We start from the raw sequence: 17,879 nt of genomic DNA, 5'->3' as shown, positions 1-17,879 counted from the left end.
CGTTCGCGGATGCGAGAGTGCGAAGGCGGAAGGGGGAAGGTCAGGTGGCTGAATCCATCCTGATCGTCACGGAGGACACGGAACTTCTCGACGATTTGCTGCGGCTCTGCGCTGCTGCCGGGGCCGAGGCGGAAGTGGCGCACGGCGCGCTGGTGAAAGAGGGGAGTTGGCGCTCCGCCCCGCTCGTGCTGGTCGGTGACGACCGTGCCGGGCCGCTTCTGGGGTCGCTCTACGGACCCGCGCGCCGACCAGGAGTGCTCCTGGTCGGCCGGGATCTGGACGACCATCAGGTCTGGGAGCGGGGCGTAGGTATCGGCGCCGAGCATGTGGTCTTCCTGCCTGATGCCGAGTCCTGGCTGACGGGCCGGATCGCCGACGCCGCCGAGGGGGTCGGGCGGCAGGCGCTGACCGTCGGGGTGACCGGCGGCCGAGGCGGCGCCGGGGCTTCCACCCTGGCCTGCGCGCTGGCGGTCACCGCGGCGCGGGCCGGGCAGCGGACCGTGCTCATCGACGCCGACCCACTCGGCGGCGGCCTTGATGTCCTGCTCGGCGGGGGATCCGCGGAGGGGCTGCGCTGGCCCGCCTTTGCCGAGTCACGGGGGCGCGTCGGTGCCGTGGCGCTGGAGGAGTCGCTGCCAAGGCTCCATGACTTGCGGGTGCTCAGCTGGGACCGGGGCGCCAGCGTCCTCGTCCCACCGGAGGCGATGCGCGCGGTGCTGGGCGCGGCCAGACGGCGCGGCGGGGTGGTCGTGGTCGATCTGCCCCGTCGCATGGACGAGGCGGTCACCGAAGTGCTGGCACAGCTCGATCTGGGGCTGCTGGTGGTCCCCGCCGAGCTGCGCGCGGTCGCCGCGGCGCACCGGGTGGCCGGTCGGCTCGCCATGGTGCTGCGGGATCTGCGGGCGGTCGTGCGCGGACCCTGCGGGGCCGGTCTGGGCGATGCGGAGATCGCACGACTGCTGGGGCTGCCGCTCGCTGGTGAACTGCTGCCGGAAAAAGGGCTGCTGGAGTCCGTAGACCTCGGGGTGCCGCCAGGTGCCATGCCGAACGGTCCGCTGGCCCGCTTCTGTTCCGCCTTCTGGGCACGGGCGCTGCCGAGCGAGGGCCAGGGGAGCGTGCCGGCATGACAGGAGCGGCGTCACAGGACCTCGTGGACGCGGTCCGGCTGCGGCTGGTGGAGTCCGGTGCCGAGCCGACTCCGGCCCGGGTGGCGGCTGCGCTGCGTGCACAGGGGCGGCTGCTCGGCGACAGCACGGTGCTGGGAGTCGTTGAAGCGCTGCGCTCGGAGCTGGTCGGCACCGGTCCGCTGGAGCCGCTGCTCGCTGACCCGCAGGTCACCGATGTGCTGGTCACCGGACCAGAAGAGGTATGGGTCGACCGGGGGCGTGGGGTAGAGCGCACCGAGGTGCGCTTCCCGGACGCCGCGGCGGTGCGCAGGCTCGCGCAGCGGCTGGCGACAGCGGCGGGCCGACGGCTCGATGACGCCCGGCCCTGGGCGGACGCCCGGCTGCCGGACGGGACCAGGATGCACGCGGTGCTGCCGCCGGTGGCCGTGGACTCGCCCTGTCTGTCGCTGCGGGTAGGACGGACCCGGGCCTTCCGGCTGTCGGAGCTGATCGCGGCCGGAACCGTGCCGCCCGGTGGCGACCGGCTGCTGCGGGCGGTGCTGGCGGCCCGGCTGTCGTACGTGATCAGTGGTGGTACCGGGACGGGCAAGACGACGCTGCTGAGCACTCTGCTGGGGCTGGTGGGGCGCGGGGAGCGGATCGTGCTGGCCGAGGACTCGGCGGAGCTGCGGCCCGATCATCCGCATGTGGTGCGGCTTGAGGCGCGGCCCGCCAACCAGGAAGGTGCCGGCCTGGTGGAGCTACGGGACCTGGTCCGGCAGGCGTTGCGGATGCGTCCCGACAGGTTGGTCGTCGGTGAGGTGCGTGGGGCCGAAGTGACGGACTTGCTCGCTGCCTTGAACACCGGCCATGAGGGCGGGTGCGGGACTGTACACGCCAACGCGGCGGCCGATGTGCCCGCCCGGCTGGAAGCGCTGGGTATGACGGCTGGGCTCGACCGGGCCGCTCTGCACAGCCAGTTGGCGGCGGCTCTCTCACTGGTGGTGCATCTGGTGCGGGACCGTTCGGGGCAACGGCGGATCGCCGAGATCCATGTGCTGGAACGGGACCGGGACGGAATGGTGCACACCGTGCCCGCCGCGTTCTGGGATGCGGACGGTTTTACCCGGGAGCGGGGCTGGCCTCGGCTGCGGCTGTTGTGTGAGCGGGGCGGTGGTGCGCTGTGACGGCGGCTTATGCGGTGGCCGGAGCACACCCGGGCCCGGTGTATGCGGCGCTGGTCTGTGTGGGGGCGGCGGCCTGGCTGATGGGTGGCCCGGATGCCGGCTCCCGCCGGGCGCGGCTGCTGCTGGCCGGCGGTTGCGCGGCCGGTGATGGCTCGGCTGGTGATGGCGTGACTGGTGCTGGGGCGGTCGGTCGTGGTCGGCCGGTGCCCGGTGGGCGGATCGTCGCGCTGGGCGGTGCCGTGCGGCGGTTCGCCGGGAGGGTGGGGCGGCAGTGGCTGTGCCTCCCGGTCGGCGGTGTGCTGGCGGTGCTGGCGGAGTCGGTGCTTCCGCTGCTGGCGGCGGTAGCGGCGGTACCGCTGCTGGGGCGGTGGCTGCGTCGGCGCGAGCGGCGGCGGGCGGCCGAGCGGCGGGAGGGTGCGGTCATCGAGCTGTGTGCCGGTGTCGCTGCCGAGCTGCGGGCCGGGCAGCAGCCGGAGCGGGCCCTGTTGGCCTCGGGGGCGGGAGGGCTCGGGCAGGCCGGGTCCGCCGTGCTCGCGGCGGCTCGCTTCGGCGGGGATGTGCCGGGGGCGCTGCGCCGGGCGGCCCGGGAGCCGGGGGCGGGCGGGCTCGCTGGGGTCGCCGCGTGCTGGCAGGTGGCGGTGGATGGCGGCGCGGGGCTCGCCGATGGGCTGGACCGGGTGGCGGACGCGCTGCGTGCCGAACGGGAGCAACGGGAGGAGCTGCGGGCCCAGTTGGCGGGTCCGCGTTCAACGGCGCTGGTGCTGGCCCTGCTGCCGCTGTTCGGGCTGCTGCTGGGCACCGCCATGGGTGCCGAGCCGCTACGGGTACTGCTGCACTCCCCGGTGGGCTGGGGCGTGCTGGCCGCCGCCGGGCTGCTGGAGTGGGCCGGGCTGGCCTGGGTCGCCCAGATCGTACGAGCGGCGGAAGGGGCGAAGGCGGCATGAGCGCAGAGACCATGCACAGGCTGTGGACAACTTTTCTGGTCGCTCTGGCCGTGCTGACACCGCTCGGCGCGGTGCTGGCGAGCCGCCGGGAACGCGCGCGGGGCAGACGGCTGGCCACGCTGCTCGGGGCGGCCCCGCAGCCGGCACTCCGGATACAAGCCTGGCGGCCGTCCGGGCCATGGTCACGGGCGATGCGGCAGGGGCCGCAGCGAGATGGCCTGGCGGCGCTGGGCGCCGGATCGCTCGGGTTCATCTTCCTGGGCGGAGTGGCCGGATTGCTGGTGGGACTCGCGGTGGCCTTCGGCATATGGCGGTGGCTGCGACAGCACACGGTCCCCGGCGAGCAGGCCGCCAAGGCGGCCCAGGAGCGGGTCGCGGCGGCACAACTGCCGCTCACCGCAGAGCTGATGGCAGCCTGCCTCGCCGCTGGATCGGGGCCACGGGAAGCGGCCCGGGCGGTCGGGGACTCCCTCGGCGGCCCGGTCGGGGAACGGCTGCTTCGGTCCGCCGCCGAGCTACGCCTCGGCGCTGAACCGGCGGCGGCCTGGGTGCGACTCGCCGAGCTGCCGGACGCCGTCGCGCTGGCCCGCTGTCTGGAACGCTCCCAGGCATCCGGAGCACCGGCCGTGGAACCGGTGAGCAGGCTGGCGGCTGAATGCCGGGCCCGTCAGGCGCGTACCGCGACGGCACGGGCTCGCCGGGCCGGGGTACTGGTCACCGCCCCGCTGGGGCTGTGCTTCCTGCCCGCCTTTCTGCTCGCGGGAGTGGTCCCCGTAGTCATCGGACTCGCCACATCACTGCTCTGAACCGCTCTGACTGCTCTGAACTGCTCTGAATCCGAAAAGGCACACCTGACACACGAGGAGAAAAGCCATGCCAGCACTCATGGGACGAGTGGCACGAGTGGCACGAGTCTGTCGCGCCCTGCGCGACCGGCCCCGGGACATCGGAATGAGCACCGCCGAATACGCCGTGGGCACGATCGCGGCGAGTGGCTTCGCAGCCGTGCTCTACAAGGTGGTCACCAGCGATCCCGTCAGCTCGGCGGTGCAGCGGCTCGTCGAGAGGGCGCTCAATGCCGCTTTCTGACTGGCACGGGCCCGACCGGGGGCAAGTCACCGCCGAGACGGCCGTCGTAGTGCCGTCCCTGGTACTGCTCACCGCGATGCTGGCCTGGGGCGTGCTGGTGGCGGCCGCGCAGATCCAGTGCGTGGACGCGGCGCGGGCGGGTGCCCGCGCCGCCGCCCGGGCCGAGCCTTTCGCCAAGTCCATGGCGGTGGCCCGCTCGGTGGCGCCCCGCGGCGCGGAGGTGGAGCTGGCGCGGGAGGGCGAGCTGGTCCGGGTGCGGGTCTCCGCCCGCTCGGCCGGTCCTGGCCCACTGACCATAGGGGTGCGGGCGGAGGCGGTGGCCCATGCGGAGGAATCCTGAGGTCACGCGGGACCGGGGCTCGGCATCGGTATGGGCGGTGGCCTGCGCGACGGTGCTGTGTGTGGTGTTCGCGGCGGTGCTGGCGCTGGGTCAGGCGGTGTCCGCCCGTCATCGGGCTGGCGGGGCGGCGGACTTGGCTGCCCTGGCCGCCGCTGACCACGCGCTGGAAGGCGCGGGCCCGGCCTGCGCGGCCGCCCGCCGGGTCGCCGAAGCACAGGGTGCCCGGGTGACGCGGTGCGTGGTCCAAGACGGAATCGCCGATCTCACGGCACAGGTGGCATGGGGCCCATACACCCCCCAATCCCGCTCCCGGGCAAAACCCTGCCCAGCCGCCCTCCCCGGCACCCCCACGACGAGGTGTGGGCCTCGCCCCCAGACCCCCAGAGGGGCGGCACGGGAGGGCACAACACCGGCCCACCGGCCCGCACCGGTAAACCCCGCGGCCCCGGGGCGAAGCCCCGGTTTCCGGGAAGGGGCGGGCTTAGGGGAACTCCCACCCACCCAGCCACCCCTACCCTCCCTTCAGCAGCTCCGCGAGCAACCGAATCGCACCGCGCTTATGCAGCGGATCATTACCGTTGCCGCACTTGGGCGACTGGATACAGGAAGGGCAGCCGCTCTCACACTCACAGGCGGCGATCGCCTCGCGCGTGGCGGCCAGCCACTCCCGCGCCGTATGGAAGGCGCGTTCGGCGAATCCCGCCCCGCCAGGGTGGCCGTCGTAGACGAAGACCGTCGGAAGAAGGGTGTCGCGGTGCAGCGGTACGGAGACACCGCCGATGTCCCAGCGGTCACAGGTGGCGAACAGCGGCAGCATGCCGATGGCCGCGTGCTCGGCGGCGTGCAGGGCACCGGGCAGCACCTCCGGGCTGATCCGGGCGGCATCCAGCTGGTCCTCGGTGACCGTCCACCACACCGCGCGAGTGCGCAGCGTCCGGGGCGGCAGATCGAGCTTGGTCTCGCCAAGGACCTCACCGGTGAGGAGCTTACGGCGCAGATAGGAGACGACCTGGTTGGTGACCTCCACCGAGCCGAAGCACAATCGGCCGTCCCCCCAGGGGACTTCGGTGTCGGTCTCCAGGACGGCGATGGCGGTGGTGTCGCGGGCCATGGTCGACCATGGCGGGCTCGCCTCCTCGACCAGAGCCACCGATTCCTCCAGGTCCAGCTGCTGGACGACGTAGCTACGGCCTTGGTGAAGGTGGACCGCGCCCTCATGGACGGTCGTGTGGGCAGCGGAGGCGTCGACGGTGCCCAGCAGCCGTCCCGTGCCGGCCTCCACGACCTGGACGGGCTGGCCGCCCTCGCCCCGGATGTCGGTGAGATCGGCGGCCCGCTCACGCCGGGTCCAGTACCAGGCCGAGCCACGGCGGCGGAGCAGCTTGCGCTGCTCCAGGTGGCGTATGAGCTCGGCGGCCGAGGGACCGAAGAGCGGGAAGTCGGACTCGGTCAGCGGGATCTCGGCTGCGGCGGCGCACAGATGGGGGGCGAGGACATAGGGATTGTCGGGGTCGAGGACGGTGGTCTCGACGGGCTGCCGGAAGAGTGCCTCCGGGTGGTGGACGAGGTAGGTGTCCAGCGGATCGTCCCGGGCGATGAGGATGGCGAGGGCACCTTGGCCCTGCCGTCCGGCGCGGCCCGCCTGCTGCCACAGGGAGGCGCGGGTGCCCGGGTATCCGGCGAGCAGGACGGCGTCCAGGCCGGAGACGTCCACCCCGAGCTCCAGCGCGGTGGTGGCGGCGAGCCCCAGCAGCTCACCGGTGTGCAGGGCGCGCTCCAGAGCCCGGCGCTCTTCGGGCAGATAGCCACCCCGGTAGGCGGCGACCCGGCCCGCCAGCGAGCGGTCCACCTCAGCCAGCCGCTCCTGGGCGATCATGGAGATCAGTTCCGCTGCCCGGCGGGAGCGGACGAAGGCGACCGTGCGGACCCGCTGGACGGCCAGGTCGGTGAGGAGTTCGGCGGTCTCGGCGGTGGCGGTACGGCGTACCGGCGCGCCGCGCTCACCCCGCAGCTCGGTGAGCGGCGGCTCCCAGAGGGCGAAGGCGAGTTCACCGCGGGGTGAGGTGTCCTCGGTGATCTCCGTGATGGGCACCCCGGTGAGCCGGGTGGCGGCCGTGCCGGGCTCGGCGGCGGTCGCGGAGGCGAGCAGAAAGACCGGTTCGGCGCCGTAGCGGGCGGCGATCCGGCGCAGTCGGCGCAGCACCTGGGCGACATGGGAGCCGAAGACTCCCCGGTAGGTATGGCACTCGTCGACGACGACATAGCGCAGCGCGCGCAGAAAGGAGGACCAGCGGGGATGAGCTGGGAGGAGGCCGCGGTGCAGCATGTCGGGGTTGGTGAGCACATAGTTGGCGTACTGCCGTACCCACTCGCGCTCCTCGACCGGGGTGTCGCCGTCGTAGACGGCCGGGCGCACGGCGTTGCCCAGCGGGGCGGCCAGCTCGCCCAGGGCCCGCCGCTGGTCGGCGGCGAGCGCCTTGGTCGGGGCGAGATAGAGGGCGGTGGTCCCCCGCCCGTTGGGCGCCTCGGAGCCGTCCAGCAGCGCGCTGAGCACGGGCAGGGCGTAGGCGAGCGACTTACCCGAGGCGGTGCCGGTCGCGACGACCACGGACGTGCCGCGCAGCGCGTGCTCGGCGGTACGAGCCTGGTGTTCCCAGGGCCGCTCGATCCCCGCTGCCTGAACGGCTTCGATCACTTCCGCCCGGATCGGTTCGGGCCAGTCCGCATGACGTCCGAGCCGAGGGGGCAAATGCTCCGTATGGGTGATGCGCGTACCTCGGCTCACCCCGGCGGCGAGTCTTTCGAGGACTGTCCGGGGTGACGGCGGGGCGGGGCGGGGGCCCGCCGAGCGTGGGTGCTGGTTACTTGCCATCGGCATCGAGTGTGTCACTGGCAGGCCGGACAATGGCCGCAAGGCATCGTGCACACCGTGGGTAAGTGATTGAATGCCTCTGCGGCTGCCGATCAGTCCCCTACCTTCGGTGGGGAGACCCCATTCCCTGCCCCAGGGTGGGGAAGACGCCAGGGGGCGACCGCTCGATAGCAAGGTGCTGGAGGATCCGTGGACCTGTCCCTGTCGACCCGTACCGTCGGCGATCGTACGATCGTCGAGGTTGGTGGAGAGATCGATGTATACACCGCTCCCAAGCTGCGGGAGCAGCTTGTGGAGCTGGTGAACGATGGGCGCTTCCATCTCGTCGTGGATATGGAGCGTGTTGACTTCCTCGACTCCACTGGTCTCGGCGTGCTCGTCGGCGGCCTCAAGCGGGTGCGTGCCCATGAGGGTTCGCTGCGCCTGGTCTGCAACCAGGAGCGCATTCTCAAGATCTTCCGGATCACTGGGCTGACCAAGGTGTTCCCGATCCACACCTCGGTCGACGACGCCGTCTCGGCCACCGACTGACGGATTTCGAGTCCCAAGAGGCCGCGCCAGGGGCCCCGGCTGCCGTAGGCGGCCCGGCCCCTGGGAGGCACGCCCGTACAACCTCCAGGGGGATGCATGGCTACCGTCGAATTGCGTTTCAGCGCGCTGCCCGAGCATGTGCGGACAGCACGGCTGGTGGCGGCTGCCGTGGCCCGGCGGGCCGGGGTCGATGAGGCGGTGCTGGATGAGGTGCGGCTTGCTGTGGGCGAGGCGTGCAGCCGCGCCGTCGGGCTGCATATAAGCAACGGCCTGGATACTCCGGTGCGGGTGGCGCTGATCGAGGACGAGAAGAAGTTCTCCATCGAGGTCGGCGATGACGTACCGATCGTCACCCCCAGCCAGGCGGCAGGCGGGCATGAAGCACCCGCCGAGCCCGGCGAGGAGGAGTCGGCGGAGGGCAATGGCGAGATGGGGCTCGCGGTGATCAGCGGGCTGGTCGACGATGTCGAGGTGACTACCGACGAGCGCGGTGGCCTCATTCGGATGACCTGGCCGACCACTCCGGCTCCCGTGCTCCACTGACCGTTCCCCTGATGGCCCGCCCCAGAGGCTCGTGACTGTCTTCTTCCGGCGCCCGCGTCCGGCGTCACCTGTCTGGCCGCCGCAGCCCTGCTGAGCAGGGCCGCAGCCATGTCTCATAGACCGTTAATGTGATCATTTCCAGAGTGTCAGTCAATTTTCGCCATTCCTCCTTGTGAGGGAATTCCCAAGCCCGTAGACTTTTGATCTTCGCTAGTGCAGGCGAATTCCCACTGCCGCGCCCTGTTTTGATCAAGGGCGGCTCCCTAGAATCCGTCCACATCTTTGCAGCAGGACACCTGAGCGTGTTTGCGCGCGCCCATGTGCCAAACGTCAAGGAGGACGAATGGCGGGGCAACTCCCCCCTCTTCAGAACCATCACCAGCTCGCCGACGCGGTGCTCACCTCGGGCAACCGCGGCCTGGTGCTGGTGATCGCCGCGGTCGCTGTGGCTGCCCTGGCCGTCGCCGTGGTGCTGGTACGCCAGGTGCTCGCGGCCGGTGAAGGCACCGACAGCATGAAGAAGATCGCTGCCGCTGTGCAGGAAGGCGCCAATGCCTACCTCGCACGACAGTTGCGCACGCTCGGCATTTTCGCCGTAGCGGTCTTCTTCCTGCTCATGCTGCTACCGGCCGATGATATGAACCAGCGCATTGGCCGCTCAGTGTTCTTCCTGGTCGGAGCCGCTTTCTCGGCGGCCACCGGCTATATCGGCATGTGGCTCGCGGTACGCAGCAATGTGCGCGTCGCCGCCGCCGCACGCGAGGCCACTCCAGCGGAGGGTGAACCCGCCAAGGACCTCACCGCGGTCTCCCACAAGGCGATGAAGATCGCTTTCCGGACCGGCGGTGTGGTCGGCATGTTCACTGTCGGCCTCGGTCTGCTCGGCGCCGCCTGCGTGGTGCTCGTCTACGCCGCCGACGCCCCCAAGGTGCTGGAGGGCTTCGGTCTCGGTGCCGCGCTGATCGCGATGTTCATGCGTGTCGGCGGCGGTATCTTCACCAAGGCCGCCGACGTCGGCGCCGACCTCGTCGGCAAGGTCGAGAAGGGCATCCCCGAGGACGACCCGCGTAACGCCGCCACCATCGCGGACAACGTCGGCGACAATGTCGGCGACTGCGCGGGCATGGCCGCCGACCTCTTTGAGTCGTATGCCGTCGTCCTCGTCGCCAGCCTGATCCTGGGCACCGTCGCCTTCGGCGACGCCGGTCTCGCCTTCCCGCTGATGGTCCCGGCCATCGGTGTCCTCACCGCGATGATCGGCGTCTTCGTGGTCGTCCCCCGGCGGAGCGACCGCAGCGGTATGACCGCCATCAACCGCGGTTTCTTCATCTCCGCGATTATCTCGCTGGTGCTGGTGGGGATCACCGCCTTCACCTACCTCCCCGCCACCTTCGCCGAGTTGAACGGCATCACGGACACCGAGATCGCTGCCCACGGCGGCGACCCGCGTGTGTTCGCCCTGGTCGCGGTCGCCATCGGCATCGTGCTCGCCGCACTCATCCAGCAGCTCACCGGGTACTTCACCGAGACCAGCCGCAAGCCCGTACGCGATGTCGGCAAGACCTCGCTGACCGGCCCCGCGACGGTGATCCTCTCCGGGGTCTCCCTCGGTCTGGAGTCCGCGGTCTACACCGCGCTGCTCATTGGGCTCAGCGTCTACGGTGCCTTCCTGCTCGGCGGCACCTCCGTCATGCTGGCGCTGTTCGCCATCGCCTTGGCCGGTACCGGTCTGCTCACCACCGTCGGTGTCATCGTCGCCATGGACACCTTCGGCCCGGTCTCCGACAACGCTCAGGGCATCGCCGAGATGTCGGGCGATGTGCGGGGCGCCGGTGCCCAGGTTCTCACCGACCTCGACGCCGTCGGCAACACCACCAAGGCCATCACCAAGGGCATCGCCATCGCCACGGCGGTCCTCGCCGCCGCGGCGCTCTTCGGCTCGTACCGGGACGCGATCGGCAACGCCGTCATCGAGTACAACGTCAGGGCCGAGGAGATGGGCCTGAGCCTCGATATCTCGCAGCCGAACAACCTCGTCGGTCTGATCCTCGGCGCCGCTGTCGTCTTCCTCTTCTCCGGGCTGGCCATCAACGCCGTCTCCCGGTCCGCGGGCGCGGTGGTCTACGAGGTACGGCGGCAGTTCCGTGAGCACCCCGGGATCATGGACTACACCGAGAAGCCGGAGTACGGGCGCGTCGTCGACATCTGCACCAAGGACGCGCTGCGGGAGCTGTCCACGCCCGGTCTGCTCGCGGTGATGTCCCCCATCGCCGTCGGCTTCTCCCTGGGCGTCGGCGCGCTCGCGTCCTTCCTCGCGGGCGCCATCTGCACCGGCATCCTGATGGCCGTCTTCCTGGCCAACTCCGGCGGCGCCTGGGACAACGCCAAGAAGCTCGTCGAGGACGGTCACCACGGCGGCAAGGGCAGCGAGGCGCACGCCGCCACCGTCATCGGCGATACGGTCGGCGACCCGTTCAAGGACACCGCCGGGCCCGCGATCAACCCGCTGCTGAAGGTGATGAACCTGGTGGCGCTGCTGATCGCCCCCGCTGTGGTGATGTTCTCCTACGGGGACCAGGCCAGCCTGCTCGCCCGTATCTCCATCGCCGTCATCGCCATCGCCGTCATCGTCAGCGCCGTCTACGCCTCCAAGCGGCGCGGCGTCACGATGGGCGGTGAGGGCAACCCTGACAACACAGCCAAGTCAACCGACCCCGTAGCGGCCTCCTAAGCGGCCTTACGGTCCCAACGACCGGTTTACGCTCCCAACGACCGGGCGGGCGGTGTGCTTTGAGCACGCCGCCCGCCCGTATGTTCGCCTCCGGGAGAAACCCCTTGGTGCAAATGGCTGCATTACCCCTTAAAAGCAGCCAAGTCCCTCACCCAACTCGCCGCGACCACCCCCTTGGCGTGTATCTTCCGGGCCGGGAAGTCACGGAAGGGACGGATCCGGTGAACAAGAAGCTCGCGACCGCGCTGTGCGGCAGCGTGGTACTGGCAGTGGCGCTGACCGGCTGCGGTGGCGACGACGGCGACAACGAAACCGACGCGTGGGCCAAGGAGGTCTGTGACGAGGTCCAGCCCCAGGTGGAGAGGATCCAGGACGCCAACGCCACCATCGACGAGGTGAGCAGCAAGGACAGCTCGCCGGAAGAGGTCAAGAAGGCTGATTCCAGGGCCTTCCAGCAGATCAGCGACGCCTATAAGTCCCTCGCCACGGCGGTTGACGAGGCGGGCCCGCCGCCGGTCGAGGACGGCGCCGAGCTCCAGCAGGACGCGGTGAAGGAGCTCAACGCCATCTCCTCGTCCTACGCCGGTCTGAAGAACAAGATCGACGCGATGGACACCAAGGACCAGGCGAAGTTCGCCGACGGCCTCAAGGAGATCGTCGAGGAGCTCAACAAGCTCGGCACGAGCGGTGATGAGTCGCTGAACAAGCTCCAGTCCGGTGAGCTCGGCCGGGCCATGTCCGAGCAGGAGGGCTGCCAGGCATCGCCCGGGGCGACCCCCAGCCCCACTCCTACCCCCACCACCCCCCTGCCCTCCCCACCAGCCTGACCAGCCCCCCGGCGGCTCCCAGCCCAGGAGCCGCCGACGCTGGCCCCCGCAGCCGGGTTCGGCGGCGCGATCCAGCCAGGGCGCCCGCGTCCACCCTGCAGCGGGGTTCGGGGTTCAACCCGGCAGGGCACCTACCACCCCGCACCACCCACGCCGCCTGCGTCCACCCCGCAGCCGGGTTCCGGGCTCAACCCCGCAAGGCAACCCGCCACCCACACCAGCCACGACGACTTCGCCCACCCCGTAGCAGGGTTCCGGGACACAATGGGGCCGTGAGTACGCACCTCCCCACCGCCACCAGCACCACCATTCCCCGGCTGCGCGACGCGTTCCTGGCCGTCTCCTTTACGGCGGACGGCCTCCTCGAACTCCTCGGCGCCCCCGCCTACGCGGCCCTCGCCCGCAGCGAGACCGTGCCCGCCCTGCGCGCCACCCGGGGTGACGGGCCGCTGGAGACCCTGGTGCGGCTCTTCCTCCTCCAGCATCCGGTGCCCTACGAGCGAGCCCGCGCCGCCCTCCCGGCAGCCGATGCCCTCGCCGACAACTGGCTTGTCCAGGATGGCGGCGCCGTCCGCGCGACCGTAGACATCCGCCCCTTCGGCGGACCCCAGGGGCAGGACTGGTGGATCGTCTCCGATCTGGGCTGCGCGGTCGGCGGCGCCGCGGGCATTCGAACCCCGGAAGGCAGGCCCCAGCGCAGCGAGGACATCGTCCTCGGCGTCGGCGGCGCCTCCACCACCCTGGCCGGAATCACGGTCCGTACGCCCGTCGCCCGCGCCCTGGACCTCGGCACCGGCTCCGGCGTCCAGGCCCTGCACGCCGCCCAGCACGCCACCCATGTCACCGCCACCGACCTCAACCCCCGCGCCCTGCGCTTCGCCGGGCTCACCCTGGCCCTCTCCGGGGCACCCGCGCCCGACCTGCGCGAGGGCTCACTCTATGAACCGGTCGCCCGCGAGGACCCGTACGACCTGATCGTCTCCAACCCGCCCTTTGTCATCTCGCCCGGCGCACGCCTCACATACCGCGATGGCGGTATGGCGGGCGACGATGTGTGCCGCACCCTCGTCCAGAACTCCGTCGACCACCTCACCGAGGGCGGCTACTGCCAGCTGCTGGCCAACTGGCAGCACATCGAGGGCGAGGACTGGCGCGACCGGCTCCGCTCCTGGGTGCCGGGCGGCTGTGACGCCTGGATCGTCCAGCGTGAGGTGCAGGACATCACCCAGTACGCCGAGCTATGGCTGCGCGACAGTGGTGACCACCGCTCCGATCCAGCCGAATACGCGGCCCGCTACGACGCCTGGCTGGACGCGTTCGAACAGAGCAATACGCACGCCATCGGCTTCGGCTGGATCACCCTGCGTAAAACAGAAACCAACGCTCCGTCCATCACCATCGAGGAGTGGGCTCACCCGGTCGAACAGCCGCTCGGTGACGCCGTACGTTCCCACTTCGAGCGCCAGGACTTCCTCCGCACCCATGATGACGCGGCTCTCCTCAACACCCACTTCCGGCTCGCCGACGATGTCGTACAGGAGCAGGTCGGCGCCCCCGGTGCCGAGGACCCTGAGCACGTCGTATTCCGCCAGCACCGCGGTATGCGCCGGGCGACCCAGGTCGATACGGTCGGCGCGGGCTTCGCGGGCGTCTGTGACGGATCCCTGCCCGCCGGGCGCATCCTCGACGCCATCGCCCAGCTTGTCGGCGAGGACCCCGTACAGCTCCGCGACCGCACCCCGCAGGCCATCCGGCTCCTGGTCGAGCAGGGTTTTCTCCTTCCCGCGGACCGTTGAGCATTCACCCGCAGTTCGTATGTATGTCGCCGTCGGGTGGCACGCTCGCCGTCATGGAGAGCCCACCCGCCGTTTTCACCGGAGCCGTCTGCACGCTGTTCGGCATGGCGCTGCTGCTGTGGACCGCGACCCGGCTCCGGCGGGGCGAGCCGGTCGCAGCCGGAGCCCACCCCATCGCGGCGGCCGTACTCAGCGTGCTCTTCGGCGTGGCGTTCGTCACTACCGGCCTCGGGCTCCTGCTGAGCCTGTGAGCGACGGCGGCACCCGCCGCTCAGCGCACATTCCGGACAATCATCCAGATCAGCGCGATCCCCACCACCACCGCCGTGCCACGCCCGCTGAGCGTTGGCTGATAGCGGCGCCCACGCAGCGCTTCGACAAGCCAGCGCCCGCCGAAATACGCCGCTGCCGGAACCCCCAGCGTCAGCAGCGCCGCGTTGTCCTGGAAGGCGGCGGCCAGATCCCCGTGCAGCAGGTCGTACGTCATCCGGGTACCGCCGCAGACCGGGCAGAGCAGCCCGGTGGCCCAGTTGAAGGGGGCAGCGTGGCAGCAGATTCCCCGCCTCGTGCGGGTTGACCCCCCACAGATACGCCGCGCCCGCGCCGCCCGCCGCGAACGTGGCCAGCGGTGCTACGGCCGGGTGGACCGACTGGCGACCGTGGCCCATTTTCACCTGCTCCTCAGCACCGGAAACCGCCCCCGAAAACCTGGCGTAGACCCGTCGCCACCATGATCCCGACATACTGCCAGCCGCCATCGAGCGGCAGGAATGACGGTTGTCGGGTTACCGTTCGAGTGGCGTTGCGGACTTTTTCCGTTTGACAGGGGACCGGGAGGTACCGTCACACTCCGCAGCGTCATCACAGTGCACATAAGTGCCGACAGTCGACCGGAGAGAAGAGCGAGAAGTTGTCCCCGACCAGCGAGACCGCAAACGGCGGGCGCCGACTCGTGATCGTCGAGTCGCCCGCCAAGGCGAAGACGATCAAGGGCTACCTTGGCCCTGGCTATGTCGTCGAGGCGAGCGTCGGGCACATTCGCGACCTGCCGAACGGCGCAGCCGAGGTGCCCGCCAAGTACAAGGGCGAGCCCTGGGCCCGCTTGGGCGTGAACGTCGATCACGATTTCGAACCGCTTTACGTCGTCAACAGTGACAAAAAAGACCAGGTCAAAAAGCTTAAGCAGCTCCTCGCCGACTCCGACGAGCTCTACCTCGCCACCGATGAGGACCGGGAGGGCGAGGCCATCGCCTGGCACCTCCAGGAAGTGCTCAAGCCCAAGGTCCCGGTCCGCCGGATGGTCTTCAACGAGATCACCAAGGACGCCATCCGTGAGGCCGTCAACAACACCCGGGATCTGAACCAGCGCCTGGTCGACGCCCAGGAGACCCGCCGTATCCTCGACCGCCTCTACGGCTACGAGGTCTCGCCGGTCCTCTGGAAGAAGGTCATGCCCCGCCTCTCCGCGGGCCGTGTCCAGTCCGTCGCCACCCGGCTCGTCGTCGAGCGCGAGCGCGACCGTATCGCCTTCCGCTCCGCCGAGTACTGGGACCTGACCGGCACCTTCAACACCGGTCGCGCCGGTGACTCCTCCGACCCGAACGTGCTGACGGCCCGCCTCACCACGGTCGACGGCCGCCGTATCGCCCAGGGCCGCGACTTCGGCCCGGACGGCGCGCTCAAGAACGACACGCTCCACCTCAACGAGGAGAACGCCCGCGCCCTCGCCGAGGCCCTTGCCAACACCGACTTCTCGGTGCGCTCGGTCGAGTCCAAGCCGTACCGCCGGGCCCCGTACGCCCCCTTCCGCACCACGACCCTCCAGCAGGAAGCCAGCCGCAAGCTCGGCTTCGGTGCCAAGGTCACGATGCAGGTGGCCCAGAAGCTGTACGAGAACGGCTTCATCACCTATATGCGTACGGACTCCACGACCCTGTCCGACACCGCGATCTCCGCCGCCCGCGCCCAGGTCACCCAGCTCTACGGGGCCGACTACCTCCCGGACAAGCCCCGCTCCTACGCGGGCAAGGTCAAGAACGCCCAGGAAGCGCACGAGGCGATCCGCCCCTCCGGCGACCGCTTCCGCACTCCCGCCGAGACCGGGCTGACCGGCGACCAGTTCAAGCTCTACGAACTGATCTGGAAGCGCACCGTCGCCTCCCAGATGAAGGACGCCACCGGCCAGTCCGTCACCATCAAGGTCGGCGGCCGCTCCGCCGACGGCCGCGACGCCGAGTTCAGCACCACCGGCAAGATCATCACCTTCCACGGCTTCCTCAAGGCGTATGTCGAGGGCTCCGACGACCCCAACGCCGAGCTTGACGACCGCGAGCGCCGTCTCCCGCAGGTCACCGAGGGCGATGCCCTGACCGCGGACGAGATCTCGGTCGACGGCCACGCCACCAAGCCCCCGGCCCGCTACACCGAGGCGACGCTCGTCAAGGAGCTCGAAGAGCGAGAGATCGGCCGTCCCTCCACCTACGCGTCGATCATCAGCACCATCCTCGACCGCCGCTATGTCTTCAAAAAGGGCACAGCCCTCGTGCCGTCCTTCCTCTCCTTCGCCGTCGTCGGCCTTCTGGAGAAGCACTTCGGCCGCCTGGTCGACTACGACTTCACCGCCCAGATGGAAGAGGACCTTGACCGCATCGCCAGCGGCGACGCCGAGGCCGTGCCGTGGCTGCGCCGCTTCTACTTCGGCAAGGGCGAGGCCAGCGGCGCCGCCGAGGCGGGCAACGGCGACGGCGACCACCTCGGCGGGCTCAAGGAGCTCGTCTCCGATCTGGGCGCGATCGACGCCAAGGGCATCTCGTCCTTCCCCGTCGGCAACGACATCGTCCTGCGCGTGGGCCGCTACGGCCCGTACGTGGAAAAGCCCGGCCCCGAGGGCGAGACCGGCCAGCGCGCCGATGTCCCCGACGACCTCCCGCCGGACGAGCTGACCGTCGAACTCGCCGAGGAACTGCTCGCCAAGCCCAGCGGCGACTTCGAACTCGGCATCGACCCGGCCACGAACCACCCCATCGTCGCCAAGGACGGCCGCTACGGCCCGTACGTCACCGAGGTCCTCCCCGAGGGCACCCCGAAGACCGGCAAGAACGCGGTCAAGCCACGCACGGCCTCGCTCTTCAAGTCGATGTCCCTCGACACGATCACGCTGGACGACGCGCTCAAGCTCCTCTCCCTCCCCCGGGTGGTCGGCACCGACCCCGACTCCGGCCAGGAGATCACCGCCCAGAACGGCCGCTACGGCCCGTACCTCAAGAAGGGCACCGACTCCCGCTCCCTGGAGAGCGAGGAGCAGCTCTTCACCATCACCCTCGACGAAGCCCTCGCCATCTACGCCCAGCCCAAGCAGCGTGGCCGCGCCGCCGCCAAGCCCCCGCTGAAGGAACTGGGCACCGACCCCACCAACGACCGCCCGGTCGTAGTGAAGGACGGCCGCTTCGGGCCGTATGTCACGGACGGTGAGACCAACGCGACACTGCGCCGCGACGACGACGTAGAGGAGATCACCCCCGAGCGAGCCTTCGAGCTCCTGGCGGAGAAGCGCGCCAAGGGCCCGGCGAAGAAGAAGACGGCCGCGAAGAAGACGACGGCGAAGAAGACGGCCGCGAAGAAGGCGCCGGCCAAGAAGGCCGCCGCGAAGAAGACAACGGCGAAGAAGGCGACCGCGAAGAAGGCCGCCGCCAAGAAGACCACCACGAAGAAGCCGGACTAGCCCCGGCCCCGAGCCTTGCGGCTGCCCCCCGCCTTCCCGGCGCTGTACCGATATGCGGCTCCGCCGCGTGGCCGGGCTCCGCCCGGATCCGGGGTGCCGTGGGTGGGTTTCCCCGATCCCGCCCCTTCCCGTAACCGGGGCTTCGCCCCGGGGCCCGGGGTTGGCCCGGGGCGGGCCGGTGGCCGGGTGTTG

General features: G+C 70.5%; 14 protein-coding genes and 2 pseudogenes. 14 read left to right on the top strand and 2 right to left on the bottom strand.

Translation table 11 applies throughout. The features are described 5' to 3' along the window. Nucleotides 1-44 precede the first annotated feature (44 nt). From ssd to test1122_RS11645, 7 genes and pseudogenes are all read left to right on the top strand, one after another. Nucleotides 45-1,127, top strand: coding sequence for a septum site-determining protein Ssd (gene ssd, locus test1122_RS11675; RefSeq protein WP_232269111.1), 1,083 nt, complete (start codon nucleotides 45-47; stop codon nucleotides 1,125-1,127). Beyond that, complete coding sequence (locus test1122_RS11670; protein ID WP_232269110.1) at nucleotides 1,124-2,293, top strand: TadA family conjugal transfer-associated ATPase; 1,170 nt, start codon at nucleotides 1,124-1,126, stop codon at nucleotides 2,291-2,293. Before ssd ends, test1122_RS11670 begins: the two co-directional genes overlap by 4 nt. Before the next feature lie 80 nt (nucleotides 2,294-2,373). After that, nucleotides 2,374-3,237 carry a type II secretion system F family protein gene (locus tag test1122_RS11665; protein ID WP_232271872.1) on the top strand — a complete coding sequence of 288 codons (864 nt, stop codon included), beginning with the start codon at nucleotides 2,374-2,376 and terminating at the stop codon, nucleotides 3,235-3,237. After that, nucleotides 3,234-4,043 carry a type II secretion system F family protein gene (locus test1122_RS11660; RefSeq protein WP_232269109.1) on the top strand — a complete coding sequence of 270 codons (810 nt, stop codon included), beginning with the start codon at nucleotides 3,234-3,236 and terminating at the stop codon, nucleotides 4,041-4,043. Before test1122_RS11665 ends, test1122_RS11660 begins: the two co-directional genes overlap by 4 nt. 79 nt (nucleotides 4,044-4,122) lie before the next feature. Continuing rightward, nucleotides 4,123-4,326: a DUF4244 domain-containing protein gene (locus tag test1122_RS11655; RefSeq protein ID WP_232271871.1), complete on the top strand. Its 204-nt coding sequence runs from the start codon at nucleotides 4,123-4,125 to the stop codon at nucleotides 4,324-4,326. Further along, nucleotides 4,313-4,666, top strand: coding sequence for a TadE family type IV pilus minor pilin (locus test1122_RS11650; protein WP_232269108.1), 354 nt, complete (start codon nucleotides 4,313-4,315; stop codon nucleotides 4,664-4,666). Before test1122_RS11655 ends, test1122_RS11650 begins: the two co-directional genes overlap by 14 nt. After that, a pseudogene (locus test1122_RS11645) lies at nucleotides 4,650-4,886 on the top strand (Rv3654c family TadE-like protein); the annotation flags it as partial. The gene test1122_RS11650 and the pseudogene test1122_RS11645, both read left to right, overlap by 17 nt. A gap of 291 nt (nucleotides 4,887-5,177) precedes the next feature. Here the strand turns inward: test1122_RS11645 and test1122_RS11640 are convergent. Next, complete coding sequence (locus test1122_RS11640; RefSeq protein ID WP_232269107.1) at nucleotides 5,178-7,538, bottom strand: DEAD/DEAH box helicase; 2,361 nt, start codon at nucleotides 7,536-7,538, stop codon at nucleotides 5,178-5,180. 189 nt (nucleotides 7,539-7,727) lie between these two features. On the opposite strand from test1122_RS11640, the gene bldG reads away from it, so the two are divergent. From bldG to test1122_RS11610, 6 genes are all read left to right on the top strand, one after another. Beyond that, nucleotides 7,728-8,069, top strand: a complete 342-nt coding sequence (gene bldG, locus test1122_RS11635) for an anti-sigma factor antagonist BldG (protein ID WP_232269106.1) — start codon at nucleotides 7,728-7,730, stop codon at nucleotides 8,067-8,069. Nucleotides 8,070-8,165: 96 nt separating this feature from the next. Further along, nucleotides 8,166-8,612, top strand: a complete 447-nt coding sequence (locus test1122_RS11630; RefSeq protein ID WP_232269105.1) for an ATP-binding protein — start codon at nucleotides 8,166-8,168, stop codon at nucleotides 8,610-8,612. 343 nt (nucleotides 8,613-8,955) lie between these two features. Then, nucleotides 8,956-11,343, top strand: coding sequence for a sodium-translocating pyrophosphatase (locus test1122_RS11625; RefSeq protein WP_232269104.1), 2,388 nt, complete (start codon nucleotides 8,956-8,958; stop codon nucleotides 11,341-11,343). A gap of 221 nt (nucleotides 11,344-11,564) precedes the next feature. Further along, nucleotides 11,565-12,170, top strand: coding sequence for a small secreted protein (locus tag test1122_RS11620; RefSeq protein WP_232269103.1), 606 nt, complete (start codon nucleotides 11,565-11,567; stop codon nucleotides 12,168-12,170). A gap of 272 nt (nucleotides 12,171-12,442) precedes the next feature. Further along, entirely contained in the window at nucleotides 12,443-13,966 is a 1,524-nt protein-coding gene (locus tag test1122_RS11615; protein WP_232269102.1) for a DUF7059 domain-containing protein, read from the top strand. A gap of 53 nt (nucleotides 13,967-14,019) precedes the next feature. Then, nucleotides 14,020-14,217, top strand: a complete 198-nt coding sequence (locus test1122_RS11610; RefSeq protein WP_232269101.1) for a hypothetical protein — start codon at nucleotides 14,020-14,022, stop codon at nucleotides 14,215-14,217. Nucleotides 14,218-14,237: 20 nt separating this feature from the next. Here the strand turns inward: test1122_RS11610 and test1122_RS11605 are convergent. Then, nucleotides 14,238-14,634: pseudogene (locus tag test1122_RS11605) on the bottom strand (DUF2752 domain-containing protein). A 242-nt stretch (nucleotides 14,635-14,876) separates the two neighbouring features. Here test1122_RS11605 and topA point away from each other — a divergent pair. Beyond that, a complete protein-coding gene (gene topA / locus test1122_RS11600; protein WP_232269100.1) occupies nucleotides 14,877-17,687 on the top strand; it encodes a type I DNA topoisomerase in 2,811 nt (936 codons plus the stop codon). Nucleotides 17,688-17,879: the final 192 nt, after the last annotated feature.

Source organism: Streptomyces gobiensis (assembly GCF_021216675.1).
GTDB classification, from domain to species: domain Bacteria; phylum Actinomycetota; class Actinomycetes; order Streptomycetales; family Streptomycetaceae; genus Streptomyces; species Streptomyces gobiensis.
This window is presented reverse-complemented; position numbering and strand designations above follow the sequence as displayed.